Origin of the sequence: Micromonospora sp. CA-111912 (assembly GCF_050948415.1) — a bacterium.
Taxonomy (GTDB): Bacteria; Actinomycetota; Actinomycetes; order Mycobacteriales; family Micromonosporaceae; genus Micromonospora.
On sequence record NZ_CP192007.1, the window covers coordinates 3,417,421 to 3,437,500 of the forward strand.

General features: G+C 73.4%; 16 protein-coding genes (1 of these 16 cut by a window edge). 9 read left to right on the forward strand and 7 right to left on the reverse strand.

Going from position 1 to position 20,080, the window contains the following annotated elements; genetic code table 11:
- Window positions 1–296 precede the first annotated feature (296 nt).
- The 3 genes from ACQPZO_RS14025 to ACQPZO_RS14035 all read left to right on the forward strand — a co-directional run bounded on the left by ACQPZO_RS14025 (window position 297) and on the right by ACQPZO_RS14035 (window position 3,302).
- Window positions 297–2,540, forward strand: a complete 2,244-nt coding sequence (locus ACQPZO_RS14025; protein WP_433350428.1) for a glycosyl hydrolase family 95 catalytic domain-containing protein — start codon at window positions 297–299, stop codon at window positions 2,538–2,540.
- A gap of 151 nt (window positions 2,541–2,691) precedes the next feature.
- On the forward strand, window positions 2,692–3,012 hold the full coding sequence (locus tag ACQPZO_RS14030) for a hypothetical protein (RefSeq protein WP_350889368.1): 321 nt from the start codon (window positions 2,692–2,694) through the stop codon (window positions 3,010–3,012).
- Window positions 3,009–3,302, forward strand: a complete 294-nt coding sequence (locus ACQPZO_RS14035; protein WP_433350430.1) for a hypothetical protein — start codon at window positions 3,009–3,011, stop codon at window positions 3,300–3,302. Before ACQPZO_RS14030 ends, ACQPZO_RS14035 begins: the two co-directional genes overlap by 4 nt.
- A 56-nt stretch (window positions 3,303–3,358) precedes the next feature.
- Here ACQPZO_RS14035 and ACQPZO_RS14040 read toward each other — a convergent pair whose 3' ends face one another.
- The 4 genes from ACQPZO_RS14040 to ACQPZO_RS14055 all read right to left on the reverse strand — a co-directional run bounded on the left by ACQPZO_RS14040 (window position 3,359) and on the right by ACQPZO_RS14055 (window position 8,429).
- On the reverse strand, window positions 3,359–3,778 hold the full coding sequence (locus ACQPZO_RS14040; RefSeq protein WP_433350432.1) for a hypothetical protein: 420 nt from the start codon (window positions 3,776–3,778) through the stop codon (window positions 3,359–3,361).
- 21 nt (window positions 3,779–3,799) lie between these two features.
- Window positions 3,800–4,495 carry a hypothetical protein gene (locus ACQPZO_RS14045; RefSeq protein WP_433350434.1) on the reverse strand — a complete coding sequence of 232 codons (696 nt, stop codon included), beginning with the start codon at window positions 4,493–4,495 and terminating at the stop codon, window positions 3,800–3,802.
- 98 nt (window positions 4,496–4,593) lie between these two features.
- Window positions 4,594–6,651, reverse strand: coding sequence for a glycosyl hydrolase family 28-related protein (locus tag ACQPZO_RS14050; RefSeq protein ID WP_433350436.1), 2,058 nt, complete (start codon window positions 6,649–6,651; stop codon window positions 4,594–4,596).
- An 89-nt stretch (window positions 6,652–6,740) separates the two neighbouring features.
- A complete protein-coding gene (locus tag ACQPZO_RS14055; protein WP_433350438.1) occupies window positions 6,741–8,429 on the reverse strand; it encodes a discoidin domain-containing protein in 1,689 nt (562 codons plus the stop codon).
- Window positions 8,430–8,650: 221 nt separating this feature from the next.
- Here ACQPZO_RS14055 and ACQPZO_RS14060 point away from each other — a divergent pair, with 221 nt between their 5' ends.
- On the forward strand, window positions 8,651–9,445 hold the full coding sequence (locus ACQPZO_RS14060) for a hypothetical protein (RefSeq protein ID WP_433350440.1): 795 nt from the start codon (window positions 8,651–8,653) through the stop codon (window positions 9,443–9,445).
- Between the two features lie 156 nt (window positions 9,446–9,601).
- Here ACQPZO_RS14060 and ACQPZO_RS14065 read toward each other — a convergent pair whose 3' ends face one another.
- Window positions 9,602–11,689 carry a cellulase family glycosylhydrolase gene (locus tag ACQPZO_RS14065; RefSeq protein ID WP_433350442.1) on the reverse strand — a complete coding sequence of 696 codons (2,088 nt, stop codon included), beginning with the start codon at window positions 11,687–11,689 and terminating at the stop codon, window positions 9,602–9,604.
- 324 nt (window positions 11,690–12,013) lie between these two features.
- Here ACQPZO_RS14065 and ACQPZO_RS14070 point away from each other — a divergent pair, with 324 nt between their 5' ends.
- The gene (locus tag ACQPZO_RS14070) at window positions 12,014–13,588 is read left to right on the forward strand and encodes a Na+/H+ antiporter (protein ID WP_433350443.1); all 1,575 of its coding nucleotides are present in this window, start codon (window positions 12,014–12,016) and stop codon (window positions 13,586–13,588) included.
- Between the two features lie 45 nt (window positions 13,589–13,633).
- Here the strand turns inward: ACQPZO_RS14070 and ACQPZO_RS14075 are convergent, their stop codons facing one another.
- The gene (locus tag ACQPZO_RS14075; protein ID WP_433350444.1) at window positions 13,634–15,010 is read right to left on the reverse strand and encodes a lanthionine synthetase LanC family protein; all 1,377 of its coding nucleotides are present in this window, start codon (window positions 15,008–15,010) and stop codon (window positions 13,634–13,636) included.
- Between the two features lie 142 nt (window positions 15,011–15,152).
- Entirely contained in the window at window positions 15,153–16,364 is a 1,212-nt protein-coding gene (locus tag ACQPZO_RS14080) for a DUF418 domain-containing protein (protein WP_433350446.1), read from the reverse strand.
- Between the two features lie 213 nt (window positions 16,365–16,577).
- Between ACQPZO_RS14080 and ACQPZO_RS14085 the strand changes: the two genes are divergently transcribed.
- From ACQPZO_RS14085 to ACQPZO_RS14100, 4 genes are all read left to right on the forward strand, one after another.
- Complete coding sequence (locus ACQPZO_RS14085) at window positions 16,578–17,870, forward strand: sensor histidine kinase (RefSeq protein WP_433350447.1); 1,293 nt, start codon at window positions 16,578–16,580, stop codon at window positions 17,868–17,870.
- The gene (locus ACQPZO_RS14090) at window positions 17,867–18,532 is read left to right on the forward strand and encodes a response regulator (RefSeq protein ID WP_405109308.1); all 666 of its coding nucleotides are present in this window, start codon (window positions 17,867–17,869) and stop codon (window positions 18,530–18,532) included. The genes ACQPZO_RS14085 and ACQPZO_RS14090 overlap by 4 nt, the downstream gene beginning before the upstream one ends.
- 81 nt (window positions 18,533–18,613) lie before the next feature.
- The gene (locus ACQPZO_RS14095) at window positions 18,614–19,507 is read left to right on the forward strand and encodes an ABC transporter ATP-binding protein (RefSeq protein WP_433350450.1); all 894 of its coding nucleotides are present in this window, start codon (window positions 18,614–18,616) and stop codon (window positions 19,505–19,507) included.
- A protein-coding gene (locus ACQPZO_RS14100; protein WP_433350452.1) for an ABC transporter permease crosses the window boundary here: on the forward strand, window positions 19,504–20,080 show its 5' portion. 491 nt of this gene lie beyond the right edge of the window; 577 of the gene's 1,068 nt are visible here — the first part of the coding sequence; it begins with the start codon at window positions 19,504–19,506; its stop codon lies beyond the right edge, outside the window. The genes ACQPZO_RS14095 and ACQPZO_RS14100 overlap by 4 nt, the downstream gene beginning before the upstream one ends.

The window sequence follows — 20,080 nt, forward strand, 5'->3', positions numbered from 1 at the left end:
TTCGACGCAGGCGGGGCCTCGCGGGCGGGCATCGGGCCGATGCTCCAGCGTGGGGTCGGCGATGGGCCGTGTCCGGCGCGTGGAGTGCCCCGACGTCGCCGATCCGGAGCCGGGCGTCCGGCTCGTCCGCGCTGGACGGCAGTGGTCCACGTTGATGCAAGAGTGCGGATGAGCGCATAGGATTCACGATCGCTCGGGATTGTCACCGGTGTCCGGATGCCCGCCGAGCGCGCCGTCCCGCCGGGTCGGTGACCGGAAGATGATGTCGGGTCGGTGACCGGAAGGAGACGCCGTCGATGGCGGACACGTCGATGGCGGACACCATGCCCGCGTCCGCCCACCGGATCTGGGACACGGCCCCGGCAGCACGCTGGGAGGACGCGTTCCTTTCCGGCAACGGCGAGTGCGGGATCATGGTCTCCGGCGCCCCGTACGCCGAGCGGATCGTGTTCAACCACCACCGTTTCGTGCTGCCCAACGGCACCCGTCACGCCCGGCCGCCGCAGCTCGCCGACCGGCTGCCCGAGGTGCGGGAACTCGTCCTCGCCGGCCGGCGCGCGGAGGCCGCGGCGGTGCTCGCCGACGGGCGGGAGCTGCGCTGGACCCAGCCGTTCCACCCGGGGTACGCCATGACCATCGACGCGACCGCGCAACCGCCCGACGGGCCGGCGCCCGCGGACTACCGGCGCGGGACCGAGTTCACCACCGGGGAGGTCGTCGTCGAGTGGGACGGCGGGCGCCGGAGGGCGTTCGTCTCGCGGGCCGACGCGATCGCGGTTACCCACGTCGAGATGCCCGGGTGTGTCATCGGGCTCACCGGCGACCTGCCCGAGCGCCCGGCCGACGTGCGCTACGAGACCGCCGCGTACCGCCGGGGCGAGCACGTCTTCCTCCGGATCCGCGGGCTGTACCCGCCCGACGGCGACGGCGCGTACGGGTTCGAGGGGTTGACCCTCGTCCGGGGCGACGCGTGGGTCGTGGGGGACCGGGTGGCGGTGCGCGGCCCGACCCTGCTGACCACCGTGCTCGACCGCCGTGACGCGGCACCCTGGCGGACGGTCGAGCTGGAGGAGGCCCTGGTGGCCCGCTCCGGGGCGGACTACACCGAGCTGCTGGCCCGGCACGTCGCGGTGCACACGCCGATCTACCGGCGGGTGAGCCTTGACCTCGGGGTGTCGGCCGAGGAGCGGGAGCTGCCGGTCGGTGAGCTGCTCGCCCGGCAGCACGCCGACCGGGACCTGCTCCTGCCGGCGCTGCTGGAGCGGCTGTTCCACTCCGGCCGGTACCTGCTGGTCAGCGCCAGCGGGGTGCTGCCGCCCCGGCTCACCGGCCTGTGGCTGGGCGCGTGGGGCGCGGCGTGGGCGGGGGACTTCACCACCGACGCCAACCTCAACCTGCAACTGGCCGGGGCCAACATCGGCGCGCTGCCCGAGGTGACGGCGGCCCACGCCGCGCTGGTCCGGGGCCAGGTCGACGACTGGCGGCGCAACGCGGCGGCGATCTACGGCGTCCGAGGGCTGCTGGCGCCGGGCCGCACCGACGGCGAGCACGGCAACCTGTTCCACTTCCGGGCCGACTGGCCGTGGGCGGCGTGGCTCGCCGGGGCGGACTGGCTGCTGTACCCCCTGTGGGAACACCACCGGGTGACCGGGGAGCCGCTGGGCGAGCTGGCCGGCTGGCTGGAGGAGGCGGCCGTCTTCTTCGAGGACTTCCTCACCGTCACCGACTCCTGCGGCGCGGTGGTCGTCGTGCCGTCGTTCTCGCCCGAGACCGGCCCGCCCGACGCCGACGGCCGGCCGGTGTACCTGGCGGTCAACGCCACGATGGACATCGCCGCCGCCCGGCACGCCCTGGCCACCGCCGCCGAGGCGACGGGCGTGGACCGGTGGGCCGGGTTGCGCGGGCGGCTGCCCGCGTACCGGGTCGACGAGCGCGGGGCGCTGGCCGAGTGGGCCTGGCCCGGCCAGCGGGGCGACGAGGAGCACCGGCACGTCAGCCATCTCTACCCGGTGTGGCCCCTGGACGAGATCAACCCTGATGACACCCCCGAGCTGGCCGTCGCCGCGCACCGCGCGCTGGTGCTGCGCGGCGACGAGAACCTCTCCGCCCACGGCAGTCTGCACCGGGCGCTGGTCGCGGCCCGGCTGCGGGACCCCGCGCTGGTCGCCGGAAACCTGCTGAAGATCATCGGCAACGACATGTTCTTCCGCTCGCTGATGAGCTCGCACAATCCGGATCTGGAGATCTACAACGCCGACGCGGCGCACACCCTGCCCGCCGTGCTCGTCGAGGCGCTGGTGCACTCCCGGCCCGGCGTGCTGTGGCTGCTGCCCGCCGCGCCGGCCGCCCTGGCCCGGGGCGCTGTGCGGGGGGTCACCTGCCGGGGCGGGGTGACCGTCGAGGAGCTGACCTGGACCCCCGACGGCCTGCGGGCGCGGCTCGTCGCGGCGGCCGGGCAACGGCTGACCGTACGCAGCCCGCACGGCGACGCGGTCCTCGACCTGGCCGCCGCGGCGGCGGTCGACCTGGCCCTGCCCTGACCGCATCCGCGACGGCGGGCACCGGGCCGTCTCCCGCGCCGGCTGCGGGAGCGTGGCTTCGAGGGAGTGGGGTGGCGGGCGAGCAAGACATAGATATACGTCTAATTTTCTGGTAGGGTGTCGGCTCAGCCGAGACCCCGTGGGGGGACACATGCGCCCGTCGTCACCGCGCCTGGCCACTTCGCTGGCCGCCGGAGTCCTGCTGGCCCCGCTGGCCGGCGTCGCCGCATCGGCAGCCCCGGTGGTGCCCCGGCACGCCGTCGTCGTCTGCCAGACCGCGAGTTTCTACGACAACTACGACTCGGCCGGCGGTCCGTCCGGGCTCAAGCGCACCCTGACGTACGGCAACAAGATCGGGCACACGCCGGGCGCCCACCCGGTCTACAACGGCTGGGCCGCCGCCTTCGACTTCGGCCCCAACGACTGGGGATACCTGCGGATCGAGTGCGTCGGGGGGTACGACTCGTGGTGAGCGGCGGATCGTGGCCCCGGATCGCGGCGCTGGTGGCGGCCGTGACGGTCGCCGTGGCGGTCGCCGTTCCGGCCCCGGCCCGGGCCGCGAACGGCACCATTGGGGAACGCGAGACCGTGTGCGCCGGCGACCTGTTCGTGCGCACCCAGCCGAACGGGGCGTGGATGGGCACCCTCTACCAGGGCCAGACGTTCCTGGTAGAGGGCCCGCGCAGCGGCGGCTACGTCTACGGATTCGCCTATGGGCACCTCAACCGGCGCGGCTGGGTCCAGGACGGCTGGTTCTGCTGAGCCGCCCGTCGCCCGGGTGCCGCGTGTCGTCGGCGACGGGCGTCGGATGCGTGGAGTCAGTCGTGGACGTTGTCTTCGAGCAGAGTCTTGAAATCCTGAGCGAGCTGCACGACCCTGTTGCCGTTGTCGTGGTCGACGAGGCGGACCGCTCCGTTGGACGCGATCCAGATGGGATTCCCTGATCCGTCGTCGGCGATCACGACACCGTCGATGAGGGCTCCATGAGCGTCACGCGCCCAGGCCGTCAACTCGATGCAGCTTTCCCGCCCCAGGGTCGAGGCGTTGTCCCATGCGTGGACCGGTACGCCCACGAAACAGCCGCCCCAGCGGCCCACGAACTCCTCGTAGTCCTCGTCCGGCACGAGATCCAAGGCTTCGAGCCGGTTGCGAAGCTCCGCAGCGGGAACAGGGCGCCCGGGACCGTAGCGATCGACCGCGCGTTCGATGCACGCGACAAGCCCGGGACCCAAAGCCATAGCGGCGATCCTACGTGCCCATCACATGGGCGAGGGAATCTTGGTGGCGCGGTAGGAGTCGCCGCTCCGGGTGGGGCGCCAGAGGCGCCAGTGTTTCGCGGACAGCCGGAACGGGAGATGGCCTTGCAGATGACGAGCACCGGGGGACAGTCGTTGGTCGGCGGGCAGGTTGAGCCACAGGGAGAGTGAGGACGCTGCGGTGCCGAGGGTCGCGCGTACGCCTGAGTCGCCCAGAAGCCGGCCGTACCCGTCCACGGCGAAGCGACCGAAGGCGTCAGGGGTGATGTCGGGGTACGGGGTGCGGGCGTCCGGGTCGATGAGGCGCACGGGCGTGCTGTAGGTCAGCGCGGCCAGGGAACGTCCGTAAGTCGTGACCGCGTCGGGGCCGACGGCGACGAGGACATCGAGTGCGTGGTCCCCGGACTCGGGTGGAACGTTCCATTCCGTGTGGGTTCGCGCACGATGGCGGGGGCCGCCGAAGTGCTCGGTGGCGAGCGCTACCAGCTGCTCGGTCGAGGCGGGCGGTCCGCCTGCAAAGACCTCGAACGCCCACGATGCTGACGACACCGGTTCGGTGCAGGCATGGACGAAGCTCTGCAGGCGCTGGAATGCCTCGGCAGGATGCTTGGCGCGAAGCGAGTGCGCACCGCCCGCAGACCCGGGCAGTCCGTCGTAGGTCACCACCTGCGGGAACGTGATGCCCTGTGTCCGCGCCATACGCCCATCCTAGATCTCCGTTGTCGCGCGCCCCCTCGTGGCCATCACCGAGAGCGTGCCTCCGGTGGGCCCTTCCACCACCGCCCGCCGGCCGCGTCTCACCAGGACGCCGGTGGCGGCGGCGGTACGACCGGCGGGCGGTCGTCGCAGGTGATGGTGTTCGGCAGCAGCCACGGGGCGAGCCAGCCGCCGTCGTTGCCGCCGAGGTCGGTGAGGGTGAACTCGGAGCCGGCCGGGGTGAAGTGGAACGACCCGCAGTTGTTGACCCCGACCGCGCCGACGTTGCGGGCGTCCACGTTGCGGAACGAGGCGGAGCCGGCCGAGCGGGCGCTGACCACCGACGTGCCCGCCCCGTCGACCCGGATGTCGCGGAACTGGACGTTCCTGACCGAGTAGAGGTCCTTCACCGGCCAGTCGCTGACCAGCATGACGGCGTTGTACGTGCTGTCGAGGTAGTGGTCGCCGACCACCTCGACGGTCGCGTCGATGTCCCGGTCGAGCGCGTAGAACCAGATGGCCCCGAGCCCGATCTTCCAGTTCAGCTCGTACGTGCCGGCGCGGACGGTGGTGTTTCCGGTGATCAGCAGCCGCCCGGTGAACGCCTCCGCGCCGAAGCGGGACCCGATCTGGATCGCGCTGCCCTCCCGTACCGGGTCGGCGACCAGGTTGTTCGACACGGTGTTGTCGGTGCCGCCGTACAGGGCGATGCCGTTGGCGAGCACCGGCGACTGCACGGTGTTGTGGTCGAACCTGTTGCGGGCGTTGCCGACCTTCTCCGACCACATCGCGAGCCCGTCGTCGCCGGAGTTGCGGACGAAGGTGTGGGCGACCAGCGAGTCGGTGACGCCGGTGTGGAAGTTCAGCCCGTCGGCGATCTGGTCGACGATGACCGTGTTCGTGACCCGCACGCCGCTCATCGGCCCGTCGAACCAGACGCCCACCTTCGTGTGCCTCAGGTGCAGCCCGTCGATGGTGGAGTCGCTCATCGCGCCGCCGATCGCGTTGACCTGGTCGGTGTCGATCCGCTCGCGGACGTCGCCTTCGATGGCGAAACCGGAGAGGTGCACGTTGCGGCTGCCGCCGTCGGCGGCGTCGCGGCCGTAGAAGCCGACGCCGGTGTGCACCGAGCCGTCCGGGGCGGGCGTCGGCAGCGCGACCTCCCGTCCCCTGATGATCGTGTACCAGCTGCCGGCGCCCTCGATCGTCACGTCGTCGACGATGATGTGCCGGTTCACCTGGTAGGTGCCCGGCGGCAGGTAGACCGGCAGGTCCGCCCGCCGGGCGAAGGCGATGGCCCGGTCCAGGGCGGAGGCCGAGTCGCGCCGGCCGGTCGGGTCGGCGCCGAAGGCCAGCACGTTCGCGGCGGCGAGCCGGACCCGCGGCGGGCCGACCAGCTCGGAGTCGAGCAGGTCGATCACGGTCCACGCGGCGTTGCTGCCGGCGGGGACGGTGAGCCGGATCCGGTCGCCCGCCCGGTAGGTGCGGCCGAGCAGCAGGCGCTGCTCGTCGTAGAAGTGGCTGGGGCGGAAGGGGGTGGGGATGCTCGGGTACGGGGTGGTGGCCGACGGCACGCACCCGCACTCGGTGATCCACCAGTCCGGGTGCAGCAGCCCGGCGGCCGGGTCGTTGGAGAACGGGTACTGGTTGTAGAGCCACGCGTACTGCGAGGTGAGGGTCATCGTCCGGACCCGCCGCTGGTTGACCGCCACGTCCAGCGGCGCGGTGATGCCGCCGCCGCCCGGCGCGTCCGGGATGCTGTAGCGCACGGTGATCGCGTTGGCCGCGTTCGGGAGGGTGAACTCGACGTACCGGCCGGGGGTCAGTCGGACCGCCCGGCGGCCGGAGGCCTCCGCCGGCAGGGTGTAGGCGGTGCGGTCGGGGCCGATGACCTCGCCGTTCGTGGTGGCGTTCTCCGCCTCCTGCTCGACGAACCCGACGTCGGCCCCGCGCCCGGAGACCAGCCCCGGGTCGAGACCGGCCCGGGTCACCACGGGCCCGCCGGCGGTGGCGGGGCCGGCGGCGGCCGGGCCGGGCGCCCCGGCCAGGAGGCCGAGGGCGGTCGCGAGCGCGACGGCGGAGGCGACGACCGCCGGGGGACGGCGTCGAGGCGGTCGGCGCGGCGACCACCGCGACGCCGGGATGATGCTCCGGGACATGGGTGACTCTTCTCCGTGGGGGTGGTGGGAGCCGGCGCGCGGTGGCCGGCGGTGTGCTGCGTCGGGCGCGGGGGACGCCGCGCCCGCCGCTAGCCGGCGTACACCTCCAGCTGGGACAGCTGGGCCGCCGGCCAGCCGGTGTTGCCGGTGAAGCGGATCCGCACGTGCCGGGCCGGCGTGGCCGGCACGGTGAGCGTCACCTGGTTGCCGGTGGCCGGGTCGAAGACCCGCCCGGCCGACGCGACGAGGGTCGTCCACCCGGCGCCGTCCGGGCTCGCCTCGACCGACAGCGTCTGGGTACGCCGCTGCCAGACGGCGGCGGGCGGAAGCCGCAGCACGATCCGGGCCACCTGGTGGGCCGCGCCGAGGTCGACCTGCCACCACTGGGGGAAGACGCCGTTGGTGGACTCCCAGTAGCTGCCCCGGTCGGCGTCGACGGCGTTGCTGGCGACGTACCCGCCGTTCTGGCTGCTCGCCGACGTCGGCCGGCCCGCGGCGAGGTCGCCGCCGGGCGGGGGGCCACCGCCGAGCACGGGTGGCGTCGGCCGTACGGCGGTGAGGGCGAGCTGACCCTTGAACATCCGGCCGCCGTCGGCGGTGAGCCGCAGGTAGTAGTCGGCGGAGCAGGCGGTGCCGTCCTCGTCCAGCGCGCGGATGCCCGCCCCCGCCGGGGTGGTGGCCTGCGTCTCGCTGGTCTTGGCGATCTGGTTGCCCTCGTTGAACTCGTCGAACATGGACACGTAGAGGCCCTGGGCGCCGAGCCGGGTCAGGTTGTAGAGGTGCCGCCAGTAGAAGTCGCCGTGGCGGCGGTGCCCGGACGACAGGTCACCCGGCAGCACGCAGGGCTGGTAGTCGATGCCGTGCGCGGCGCAGTCGGCCTGGTCGGGGACGTTGACGTTGGTGTGGAACCAGTCGAGCCCGTCCAGGGTGCCGGTGCGGCCGACCATCCACGGCGAGATCATGTGGAACGCGTGGTAGACCTCGGAGAAGCCCTGCCGGGAGTCGTTGATGCCCTGCCGCCAGTAGGTCGGCACGCCGCCGATGACGTAGCAGCCCTGGGCCCTGAACCAGTTGACGACGTCGAGGCAGGGGGCGGGCGCGAAGGGGCGGCCGTCGTCGTTGAAGCCGAAGCCCCAGATGCAGACCACGGGCCGGCCGTTCTGCCGGGCGTACGCCGGGGAGGCGGTGTGCGCGGACATCCGGTTGGTCCAGTCGTCCTTGATCTGGGTCTGCATCGACGTCCAGCCGGTGACGTCGTACATGATGTAGAACTTGCGGCCGAAGCGCTCGGCCGCGCCGCGGACCTTGACGGTCATGGCGTCGCGCGTGGGCCCTTCGTCGCCGACCGGGTTGAACCGTTGCAGGGCGGCGGTGTCGCAGCCGTACTCCTGCATCCAGCGGAAGTGGGTGTCGACCGTCTGCTGGTCGTAGGAGGAGAAGAGCTGCGCCGGCTGGCCGTTGCCCAGGGCCGGGTACGCGGTGGAGTAGCCACGGGCGTACTCCCGCATGTCCGGCCAGGAGACGATGGTGGTGTTGGCCGGCGCGGGGGGCTGGAACCGGTCGCGGCTCCAGTGCCACCAGCCGCCGATCGGCGCCCCGTCGCCGGGGCAGCTGAACCAGCCCTGGTAGCCGACCGAGATCTTGCCGACGACGTCGCCGGGCGGGCTGGCCGCGAAAGCCGCGCCGCGAAGGGTTGACACCAGGTCGGTCGGGGAGACGGCGGCGAGGGCGGAACCCGCTGCGAGGGATCCGATCAGCCTCCGACGGGACACCGCCATGGCCCTGCTCCTTTCGGTTGTCCCACAGATGCATCGACGGCCATCGTGTCAGCAGCGGACTGTCGCATGCAAGAGTCGGACGTGTTGAAGAAATGTTTCGACCGATGGGTGAAAGATGTTGTCGGGGGTGGACTTGCGGTGGCGGGGCCGCCCGCTGTCGCCCGGCGAGGCGTACGGCGCGGCGGCCGGGACTGCGCGTGGCCCCGGCCGACAATGCGGTGGTGACGACATGGCACGCGGAGCAGAGCCGGCCCGGCGGTGCGCCGCCGGATCTCACGGCGGCGCACCGGTCCGGGCCGGCCGCCCGGGTACCGCAGCCGGCGCTCGACTACTACCTCGTCCACCCCGACGGCCCGGGCGGGAGCGCCGCCGCACCGGAAGGGCTCGTCGTCGAGGAGTTCGTGCTCGGTGAGGACTGCGCGGCGGTGCGCCTCGACTCCGCCGCGTGGACGCCGGCGGACGGCCACTGGTGGGACTGCGCGGCCTTCAGCCGGAGCATCCGGGTGGACGCCGAGCTGCGCCGTCGGGTGATCGGGGTGCCGCGGCACGAGGCGGTGACCGCCTACCGTCGGCTCGGCGGCGGCGAGCTGCCCGGCGAGGAGGCGCTGCGCGGCCACTTCCACGACGGGCAGCCGCTGTCCACGGCGGCCCCGCTGCGGCTCGACCCCCGCCCGGCCGGGACCGGGCCGCGCGACCGCCGCGTCTACCGGGTCCTGTTCGCCGCCGACCTGCGCCCGGACGGGCTGGCGAACCTCGGCGGCGTCTGGCGGATGGCGAGCACGGGTGACCCGGCCGACCCGGAGGCGCGGATCATCGGGGTTGCCGCCCGCCGGGTCGGGGCCGACTCCTTCACCTGGCACCTGCGCCGGATCGGCGGCGGTGGCCCCTGGTGCCTCGACCTGATCGCCGACCTCTCCGCCAGCGGTGGCGGCCCGCTCGGGCCGCTGCTGCGCGAGCTGACCACGACGCTGCGGATGCAGGGGCTCATCCCGGTCACGATCGAACGCTTTTCCTGACCGCCCGGACCGGGTCGAGGCGCCCGGACCGGGTCGAGGCGCCCGGACCGGGTCGAGGCGGCCGGAGCGCCGGGGCGGTGCCCGGTCGGGTGCCGACGGCGCGGCCCGGTCGCCCCCCACGTCAGGTACGACCGGGCCGCGCCGGTTCGGCCGGGATCAGCCGACGGTGCCGGTGACCGCGCTGCCGGACCTGGTGACCTTGTACGTCACCTTCTCGCCGCTCCAGAAGTGGAAGGTGAGGGTCACCGGCGCGTTGTCGTTCACCTCGGCGAAGAAGTCGGAGGTCAGGGTGATCACGTTGGTGCCGTAGTTCGGCGCGAACGTCCGGTCGAACTCCTTGAACGATGTCCAGTTCTGCGGGCCGGCGTTGCTCCCGTCGGCGTACTTCGCCTCCATCGTGGCGAGTTGGTCGCCCCGGAACTGGGTGGGGACGGCGAAGGAGGCGGTCGTCCCGGTGGCGTTGCCCAGGATCGGCCGGTCGTAGGTGAGCACGTTGATCCGCCACGGGACGCCCTGCGAGAACCGGGCGGACAGCACCGCGTTGACCCCGTACGCCCGGTTGCCGCTCAGCCGGGTCAGCGCGGACGCGGTGAGCGTGAGCTGGCTGCCGCTGACGGTGTAGTCGGTGCCCTGGGCGAGGTCGGTGTTGCCCTGACGCAGCCCCAGGAACGAGGTGCCGTTGAGGTTCAGGGTGATCGCCTTGGCGGTGATCGGGCTGGCCTTGGCGTTGAACACCAGGTCCGTCGAGGCGGTGCCCGAGCGGGTGGTCCAGCTCGATTTGAGCTGCGCGATCAGCTCCGGGTCGCTCCACTGGAACGTGGTCCGGCCGAGGTGCTGACCGTTGTCCCACAGCATGGTGGTGATCTTCTTGGTGCGCGCGTAGTGGCCCAGGTACTCGAAGAACTTGAGCTTCTCGCCCTGCTCGATGGTGCCGGTGTTGCGGTCGAAGCCGAGCAGGCCGTACTCGCCGAGGATCACCGGGATGCCCTTGGCCACGAAGGCGTTGTACACCCGGTCGAATGAGTCGGTGAGGTCCTTCTGCGCGGTCGCGTCGAAGTGGGTGCCGCCGGCGATGTTCACGCTGAACGGCCAGTAGCCGTAGTAGTGCACGGTGGCGATGAGGTTCGGGTCGCGCAGGGCGTTGAAGGTGGTCAGCAGCTCGTCGACGCGCGGCTGGTCGGAGGACGTGTGCAGGGTCGGTAGGACCAGCAGTCGCGTGGCGTTGTTGCCGCCGGACTGCCGCACGATGGTGTGGAACGAGGTGTTGAGCTCGGTGAGCAGCGTCGCGTTCTGGGCGTCGCCGGAGCTGCCGGTGAACTGCGGCTCGTTGACGCTCTCGAACACCAGCTTCGGCGACGAGCTGCGCAAGGAGCTGGCCAGCTGGGTCCAGATCGCGTTGTACCGGGCCAGCACTCCGCTGCGGTCGGTCGGCATGTTGGCGATCCACTGCCACGAGTCGTGGTGGATGTTGACCATCACGTAGAACCCGTCGGCGAGCGCCCAGCCGACGACCTCCTTGACCCGGTTCAGGTAGGCGGCCTCGATGGTGTAGCCCGGCGCGCCGCCCAGGTGTGCGCTCCAGGTGACGGGGATGCGGATGCTCTTGAAGCCCTGCGCCTTCACGTTGTCCAGCAGCGCCTCGGTGATCCGCGGGTTGCCCCAGGAGGTCTCGTCGGCGCCGGTGGCGTCGAGGGAGTTGCCCAGGTTCCAGCCGGGCTGCATGGCGGCCACGGCGGCCATCGCGTCACCGGCCGGCGGGGGCGTGGTGGGCGGGGGCGTGCTGGTTGGCGGCGCGGTGGTGGGGCCGGTGCTGCCGGTGCAGGCGACGCCGTTGAGCGCGAACGACGTGGGGTTCGTGTTCGCGCCGGACCACGACCCGTTGAAGCCGAACGACACGGTCGCGTTCGTGGCGATGGCGGCGTTGTAGCCGACGTCCGCGGCGGTCACGGCGTTGCCGGCGGAGGTGACCGTGGCGTTCCAGGCCTGGGTGACCCGCTGGCCGGAGGGGAAGGTCCAGGTCAGCTGCCAGCCGTTGAGCGGGTCGCCGAGGTTGGTGACGCCCACGTTGGCGCCGAACCCGCCCTGCCACTGGCTGCTGACCTGGTACGCCACCCGGCAGCCGGACGCCGCTTGCGCGCTGCCCGCCGTTGTCATCCCGAGGCCGGCCACCAGGAGCGCGACGGCGCCGGTGACCACGCCGATCCGCCATCGTGTTCGTCGTACGGTGCCTCGCATACCGGTCATGACACTCCTTGCCGGGGACAGTTGCTGCCGCTTCGATCGACCACGCCGGGGCGCCGCCGCGGGCGTGGGACGACGCCCGATTTGCACCGCAGATTAAGTTGAGGATCCAAACTTTGTCAATCGTTGCCGACCTATTTCATGCTGCCCGCGAGGAGGCCGCCGCCCCGTCCGCCGTCGCCCACCACTCACCGCCGCCGGTCGCGCCAATAGGCCGGTTCCAGCCTCCGGCATCCGGCCGCCGTAGAACCATGGTGGGGCGGGCGCCCCGGGACCTCCCGACCCGGCCGGCCGCACGCCGACGGTGAGGGGCGACGAGGGGACGACGTGGAAGGGCTCGTGCTGATCGTGGTGCTGGCGGCCACCGTGTTGGTCGGCACCACCCTCGGCGGGCGCTACCGCGTCGCGCCGCCCGTCCTGCTCATCGGCATGGGCGCGCTGCTGGCGCTCGCCCCGCCGTTGTCCGACGTGGTGCTCGAACCGGACGTGGTGCTGCTGCTGTTCCTGCCGGCGATCCTCTACCGGGAGAGCCTCACCGTCAGCCTGCGGGAGATCCGCGCCAACCTGGTGGTCATCGTCCTGCTCGCCGTGGCCCTGGTGGCGGTCACCATGGTCGCGGTGGCGGTGGTCGCGCAGGCGGTCGGGGTGGCCGGCCCGGCGGCCTGGGTGCTCGGCGCGGTGCTCGCCCCGACCGACGCCGCCGCCGTCGCCGGCCTGGCCAAGCGGCTGCCCCGCCGGTTCCTCAACATCCTGCGCGCGGAGAGCCTGATCAACGACGGCACCGCGCTGGTCCTCTTCGCCGTCGCGGTCGGCCTGATCACCGGCGGTGCCCCGCCCGGACCGCTCCCGCTCCTGGAGCGGGTCGCCGGATCGTTCCTCGGCGGCGTCGCGGCCGGGCTGGTGGTCGGCGGCCTGGTCGTCCTGGTACGCCGCCGCCTCGACGATCCGCTCCGGGAGGGCACGCTCAGCGTGCTCACCCCGTTCGTCGCGTTCCTGATCGCCGAGGAACTGCACTCCAGCGGCGTGCTCGCCGTGGTGGTCGCGGGTCTGGTGCTCGCCTACGCCGGGCCCCGGGTGGTCCGCGCGCCCTCCCGGGTGGCGGCCTTCGCCTTCTGGGACCTCAGCACCTTCCTGATCAACGGTGGCCTGTTCGTGCTGCTCGGGATGCAGATCCCCCGCGCGCTGCGCGGGGTCACCAGCACGTCCCTGGCGCGGGCGCTGGTCATCGCGGTGCTGGTCGCCACCACGGTGCTGGCGACCCGGATGGCCTGGCTGCACCTGTCGGCGTACCTGCTGGAGCTGATCGACCGCCGCAGGTCGCAGCGGGCCCTACGGGTCAGTTGGCGAATCCGCACGGCCGCCGGCTGGGCCGGCTTCCGAGGCGCGGTGTCCCTGGCCGCGGCGCTCGCGGTGCCGCTGTCCACCCCGGCCGGGCATCCGGTCCACGAGCGTGACCTGATCATCTTCTGCACGGCCGTGGTGATCGTGCTGATCATGCTGATCCAGGGCACCACCCTCCCGCTCGTGGTCCGCTGGGCGGGCCTCGTCGGGGACCAGCAGCGGGTCGACGAGGCCCGCCGGGCCCGGTTGCGGGCCGCCGAGGTCGGGCTGGCGGCGCTGCCGGAGGTTGCGGGCGGGCTGGGCGCGGCGCCGGAGGCCGTCGACCGGGTGCGCGTCGACTACCAGGCCCACCTCGACGACATGCGGGCCGCCGTGGGGGAGGAGTCCGAGCGGGCCCGCGACCTCGAGCGCCGGCTGCGGCTGGCGGTCCTGGAACGCAAGCGCCGCGAGATCACCCGGCTGCGCGACGCGAACGAGATCGACGACACGGTGCTGCGGGAACTCCAGGCCGCCCTCGACATCGAGGAGATCCGGCTGCTGGGCCCGACCGCCCCCGAGTGACGACCGACCCACCCCGCCCCTGCGCGGACCCGCACCGACGGCCGCTCACCGGGGTCGCGGTCCCGGCCGCCCGCACACCGTCGCGCCGCCACCACCATCGGCGGCCGCGACGCGCAGCCGCTGCGGGACGGCCCACCACTGCTCGGGTCGGTCGACGACGACGGCGGTGGTCGGGGCCTCGCACACCCGGGCGAGGCGCAGCAGGAACGCGGCGATCCCCGCGGCACCCTGCATCCAGGCCGTCCCCGGCGGAAGCAGTGGCGGATCCCGCCGGTGCTCCACGAATCGCCACCGGGCGCCGGCGTCGTCGAGGACCGCCCGCTCGACCAGCGCGTCGCCCATGGTCCGGGCGGACCGCAGCAGCAGTTCCGCCCCGGCCCGATCGGGGCAGCCCTGGGCGGCGTCGAGCAGCATGTCGCCGACCCCCGCGGTGCCGCAGCAGCGGCCGTCGTTGTCCCAGAAACCCGGGCGCAGCCGGCGCGGCAGCCCGGCGGCGAGCACCGAACGCAGGCAGCGTTCCCGCAGCTCACCGACCGCGAACCCGGCGACCTTTTCCACCCCGGCGAAGGCCAGCGCGGCGAACAGGTACGACGTCCCCGTCGGCCCGTGGCACCAGCCGTACGTCACCGGCTCCACCTCCCGCCGCGAGGCGGGGATCGTGTGCGGCACGACGAAACCGTCGTCGTCCAGGCAGCCGACGGTGAGTAGGTGCCGGGCGCCCGCGCGGGCAGCGTCGAGGAACTCGTCCCGGCCCAGCGCGTGCCCGGCGACCGCCAGCGCCGTGGCCACCCCCGCCGTGCCGTGCGAGTAGTTCGGCGTGCTCGACGGGTGCCCCGGCCGCAGGCGCCAGTCCAGCCCGGCGGCGGTCGGCTCGGCCACCCGCAGCAGCGCCTCCCCGCCGGTCGACATGATTCCGGCGGCGTCGTTCCCACCCGCCCAGGCGGCGGCCAGCACCACACCGGCCGTACCCATGATCAGGTCGGTGAGTGGCCCCCGGTGGTCCGGCCCGAGGTCCAGGGTGGTGTCCCACCCCGCCGGGGTGCGCAGCTCGGCGAGCCGGCGCAGCGCGATCCCCTCCCGTCCGGGGGAGAGCAGGCGCAGCGCGACCACGTCGCCGGCCAGCCCGTCGCTCAGGGACGGCTCGGCGCGCACCGCCGCCCCGGCCGACAGCCGGTTCACGATTCCCGCCGCGAGGGACCGCTCGGCGTCCGACAGCGCCCGGTGCCGCTCGACCTCGGCCAGGACCGGGGCCAGCCCGGCGATCCCCGCGTACAGCGAGTCGCGGTCCCCGGCCGGGTCGCCCGGTGGCCCGCCGTCGGAGACCGACTCCGGCAGCCACGGACCGTCCTGCTCGCGGACCTGACCGAGCACCCACGCCCACCCCGCCTCGCCCAGTTCGCGGTACCCGCCTGCGTCCGTCACCCGGCCACCGTACCGACGGGCGCGACACGCCCCTGGCGGTGGCCGGGGTGTTCGCCCTGGCCTCCGCCGACGGACCGCCGCCGTCGCCCGCCGACCACGTGGCGCTGCGGCTGGTCACCTGCGGCGGCCCTTGCTGGCGGAATCAGGACCGCCGCCGCTCCAGCCGGCGCAATGCCGCCTGCTGGGCCGCCTCCAGAGGGCCCCGCCCGAACCTGGCCGTCCACCAGCGCGCCACCAGGACCAGCGTGCCGCTGACCCCCGCCCAGAGAGCCAGCACCCACCAGGGTTCGGCCCCCGGCCAGGCCGAGGCCAGCCCCAGCCCCCAGCCGTAGCAGAGCACGACGCAGAGCACGTTCTGCAGGACATAGGACGACAGCGCGGTACGACCCACCGCGGTCAGCCCGGCCGTCACCGGGCCCGAGCGGCTCCGGTGCTCCAGCAGCACCCCGACCAGGCCGAGGTAGCCCAGCGCCAGCAGCGGCGCGCAGACGTACCGGTCGATCAGGAACAGCTCCGGCCCGGCCAGCGTGGTCGCGGCGTTCAGCGGGAGCCCGACACCCAGCCCGAGGCGGAGCAACCGCCGGCGCACCGTCCGGCCCCGGTCGTCGGCCTCGAACGCGCCGGCCCGGAACAGGCGCACCCCGAGCAGGAAGAGGAAGACCAGCAGCGCGAAGCTGAGGATCGGCTCGGCGCGCAGCGGCAGCCAGTTGACCAGCCGGAAGTCGACCTGCGCGAGATAGCTGCCCTCGGTGAACAGCCGTGCGGGTGCGGCCTCCTCGGTTGCGGAACCGGGCTCGCCGGTGGGCGGGGCGAGCGCCAGGGCGAGGGTGAGCAGCGTCATGAGGACCACGTGCAGCGCGCCCGCCGCGTACATCGTCACCCGCTGCGCCCGCTCGGAGCGGGCCAGCAGCCACGCCACCAGCAGCGCCGTCACCGCGTACCCCATCAGCACGTCGAAGGCGAAGACCAGGACGAAGTGCAGCGTGCCCTCGACGAACAGCAGCAGGGCCCGCCAGCCGTAGCGGCCCGGCCACGCCCTGCCGCCGGCCAGCGCCGAGCGGTGCTGGATCGCGAGGCCGACCCCGAACAGGACGGTGAGCAGCGCGAGGAACTTGCCGTTGGCGAGGAACCGGAACACGGCCTCGACGACGACGGCGACCGGTCCGCCGGACAGGTCGGCGGTGGCCGACACCGCGGCGGCGTCGGCCAGGAACCGGGCCTCCGAACCCGGGGCGGCGAAGATCCACACATTGGTGGCCAGCGTCCCCAGGATCGCCACCCCCCGCAGGACATCGAGCAGGGCGATCCGGGGCGTGGCGGTCGGAGCGGGAGTGGCGGTGGCGGCTGCGGTCATGTGGTCCCCTGTTGCGGCGCGACTGACCCTGTCACGGTGTCAGCCGGGACGCCGCCGATCGTCATGCCGGCCGGTGAGATCGGGGTGCTGCTTTCGACGGACGAGGGATCCGCCGGGTGATGCCCGTCACGGCTGACGCACCACACACCCCGCCAGGAGCAGGGGGCAGGGCCCGTCCCACCCTCACCCCCGGCTCGTGAGAGGGTCCGACGGGTGAACACCGCCCCGACGATCGCCGACGACGCGTGGCGCCGCCCCGGCCCCACCCCCGAACAGCAACGACACGACCTGTACGTCGGGCTGGCCGTCGCGGTCGTCGCGCTGTTCAACCTCACCCTGACCAGCAGCGCGGGCGTGTTCATGTTCGGCGACCCGCCGTCGTGGCCCGAGCGGCTCCTCTGGTCGGTCGCGGTCACCCTCCCGCTGGCCTGGCGACGTCGGCGGCCCGAGGCGGTCGCCGTGGTCGTCGCGGTCGCGTTCATCGCCGGCCAGGTCCGCTCCACCCCCGAGGCACAGCTCTCCTCCGGCGCCCTGTTCGCCGCGATCTACACCCTCGGGGCGTGGGGACCCGACCGACGCCGTTCGCGCGCCATCCGGATCGCCGTCATCGCCGCCATGTTCGCCTGGATCGCCCTGGCGTACGCGATCAGCTTCTCCGACCTGCCGCCCGGCGCGTTCGCCGACGCCGCAGGCCCGGTGCCACCCGTGCTCGCCGCCATCGTCAACGGCGTGCTGCTCAACGTTCTCATCTTCGGCTTCGCGTACTTCTTCGGCGAGACCGCGTGGACCGCCGCCCGCCGCGAACACCAGCTCGCGGCCCAGGCCGAGCAGCTGCGCCGCTCCCGGGCCGAGGCCCACGAACGCGCCATCCTCACCGAACGGGTCCGCATCGCCCGGGAGTTGCACGACTCCGTGGCCCACCACGTCTCCGTCATGGGCGTGCAGGCCGCCGCGGCGCGGCGCGTCCTGGACCGCGACCCCGCCAAGGCCCGCACCGCCCTGGGCGCGATCGAGCAGAGCGCCCGCAGCGCCGTCGACGAGCTGCGCCGGATGCTCGGCCTGCTGCGCCAACCCGATGGCGCGGAACCGGACGAACGGCCCGCGACGACCGGCGTCGACCGGATCCCCGAGCTGCTGGACAACGCCCGCGCCGCCGGCCTGCGCACCCACGTCGGCGTCTACGGCGACCCCGTCCCGCTGCCCGGCCCCGTCTCGCACACCGCGTACCGGGTCGTGCAGGAGGCCGTCACCAACACCGTCAAGCACGCCGGGGCGAGCATGATCGACGTACGTGTCCGCTATCTCGCCAGCCAACTGGAGGTCGACGTCAGCGACGACGGCCGCGCAGCCGCCCCGCCCAACCCCGCAGGAATGGGACTGATCGGCATGCGCGAACGGGTCGCCGCCCACGACGGTGAACTGGAGACCGGCCCCCGCACCGGCGACGGCTTCCGCGTCCGGGCACGCCTACCGCTGACCAGACCGGCCGTGGGTAGGGCGGCGTGAGCGCCATCCGGGTCCTGCTCGCCGACGACCAGCGCCTCGTCCGCACCGGCTTCCGGGTCATCCTCGAGGTGGAGGACGACATCAGGGTGGTCGGCGAGGCAGCCGACGGCGCGCGGGCCGCTGAACTGGCCGCCACGCTGCGCCCCGACGTCGTGCTGATGGACGTGGAGATGCCGGGCGTGGACGGCCTGGAGGGCACCCGCCGGATCACCGCCGTCCCCGGGGCGCCGGCCGTTCTCATCCTCACCACCTTCGACCGGGACGACTACCTCTTCGCCGCCCTCCAGGCCGGGGCCAGCGGGTTCCTGCTCAAGAACGGCACCCCCGAGGATCTCGTCGACGCTGTGCGCATCCTGCACCGGGGCGACGCCCTGCTCGCCCCGGAGATCACCCGACGGGTCATTGCCACCTTCGCCGCTCCGGCCGGCCGCGCCCCCCGGACCGACCCGACCCTGCTCGACGGGCTGACCCCGCGCGAGCGCGAGGTGCTGGAGTTGCTGGGCCGTGGCGTCACCAACGCCGAGATCGCCGCCGCGCTGTACCTCGGCGAGGCCACGGTGAAGACCCACGTCAGCCGGGTGCTGGCCAAGCTCGGGCTGCGCGACCGCACGCAGGCGGTGGTCTTCGCGTACGAGCACGGGGTGGTGCGCCCCGGCGGGTGAGCCGGTCCACCCCGTGGCGGACGCCGGGGTCCGCCTCCGGCCGGACGGCAGGAGACCCCGCCGACGGCTAGCGTCGAGCGCATGATCAACCTGCTCCGCGTCGAGGGGGTCAGTCGCAGCTTCGGCGACCGGCGGGTCCTCACCGACGTCTCCTTCGACGTCCCGGCCGGCCGGATGACCGGCTTCGTCGGCGCCAACGGCGCCGGCAAGACCACCACCATGCGGATCATCCTCGGCGTGCTCGCGCCCGACTCCGGCACCGTCACCTGGCGCGGCGCCCCGCTAACCCCGCAGTCCCGCCGCCGCTTCGGCTACCTGCCCGAGGAACGCGGCCTGTACCCGAAGATGAGCGTCCGCGACCAACTCGTCTACCTCGGCCGCCTGCACGGTCTGACCGCCGAGCAGGCCCGCGCCAACACCACGGACCTGATCGACCGGGTCGGGCTCGGCGAACGGGCCGGCGACCTGGTGGAGACGCTGTCCCTGGGCAACCAGCAGCGCGCCCAGATCGCCGCCGCCCTGGTCCACGACCCCGATGTGCTGGTGCTCGACGAGCCGTTCTCCGGGCTCGACCCGGCAGCCGTCGACACCCTCGTGGCCGTGCTGCGCGAGCGGGCCGCCGCGGGCGTGCCGGTGCTGTTCTCCAGTCACCAGCTCGACGTGGTGGAGCGCCTCTGCGACGACCTGGTGGTCATCGCCGACGGCGCCGTCCGCGCCGCCGGCCCGCGCGACGAGCTGCGCGCGGCGTACACCCGGCACCGCTACGAGCTGGTCGCGGACGACGACCTCGGGTGGCTGCGGGACCAGCCCGGGATCACCCTGGTCGACCTCGACGGCGCCCGCGCCGTGTTCGACCTCGCGCCCGGCCACGACGACCAGCGCCTCCTGCACGCCGCGCTGGACCGGGGCCCGGTGCGCGCCTTCCGCCCCGTCGCACCCTCCCTCGCCGAGATCTTCCGGGAGCTGACCCAGTGACCACCTTCGCCGCCGCCCGCCTGGTCGCCGCCCGCGAGATCCGCGTCAAGCTGCGCGACAAGACCTTCCTGATCAGTACGCTGTTCTTCCTGCTCTTCGCCGCCGGCTCGGCCATCCTCCCGGCCCTGCTCGCCGGCGGGCCCACGTCGGTGGCGGCGTCCACGCCGGCCGCCGCCGACGCGTTGCGCCAGGCCGGCCTGGACGTCCGCCCGGTCGCCGACGACGCCGCCGCCGAGCGGCTGGTCCGCGACGGCGACGTCGACGCGGCGGTGGTCGCCGGCCCGCGGGTCCTCGCCCTCGACGAGCGTCCCGACGACGTGGTCCGCGCGCTGAGCACCGAGCCGCCGGTGCAACTGCTGGACCCCGACGTCCTCGACCCGCTGGCCGCGTTCCTCGTCCCGTTCGCCTTCGCCATGACGTTCTTCTTCACCTCCCAGCTCTTCGGGGTGCAGATCGCGCAGAGCGTGACCGAGGAGAAGCAGACCCGGATCGTGGAGATCCTCGTGGCCGCCGTGCCGGTCCGGGCGCTGCTCGCCGGCAAGGTGATCGCCGGCGGCGTGCTGGCCCTGGGGC

Coding starts and splice junctions, on each gene's coding strand:
- ACQPZO_RS14025 (WP_433350428.1), top strand. CDS start 297: ATGGCGGACACGTCGATGGCGGACACCATGCCCGCGTCCGCCCACCGG.
- ACQPZO_RS14045 (WP_433350434.1), bottom strand. CDS start 4,495: ATGGCGCGGACACAGGGCATCACGTTCCCGCAGGTGGTGACCTACGAC.
- ACQPZO_RS14050 (WP_433350436.1), bottom strand. CDS start 6,651: ATGTCCCGGAGCATCATCCCGGCGTCGCGGTGGTCGCCGCGCCGACCG.
- ACQPZO_RS14080 (WP_433350446.1), bottom strand. CDS start 16,364: ATGACCGCAGCCGCCACCGCCACTCCCGCTCCGACCGCCACGCCCCGG.
- ACQPZO_RS14030 (WP_350889368.1), top strand. CDS start 2,692: ATGCGCCCGTCGTCACCGCGCCTGGCCACTTCGCTGGCCGCCGGAGTC.
- ACQPZO_RS14095 (WP_433350450.1), top strand. CDS start 18,614: ATGATCAACCTGCTCCGCGTCGAGGGGGTCAGTCGCAGCTTCGGCGAC.
- ACQPZO_RS14055 (WP_433350438.1), bottom strand. CDS start 8,429: ATGGCGGTGTCCCGTCGGAGGCTGATCGGATCCCTCGCAGCGGGTTCC.
- ACQPZO_RS14065 (WP_433350442.1), bottom strand. CDS start 11,689: ATGACCGGTATGCGAGGCACCGTACGACGAACACGATGGCGGATCGGC.
- ACQPZO_RS14040 (WP_433350432.1), bottom strand. CDS start 3,778: ATGGCTTTGGGTCCCGGGCTTGTCGCGTGCATCGAACGCGCGGTCGAT.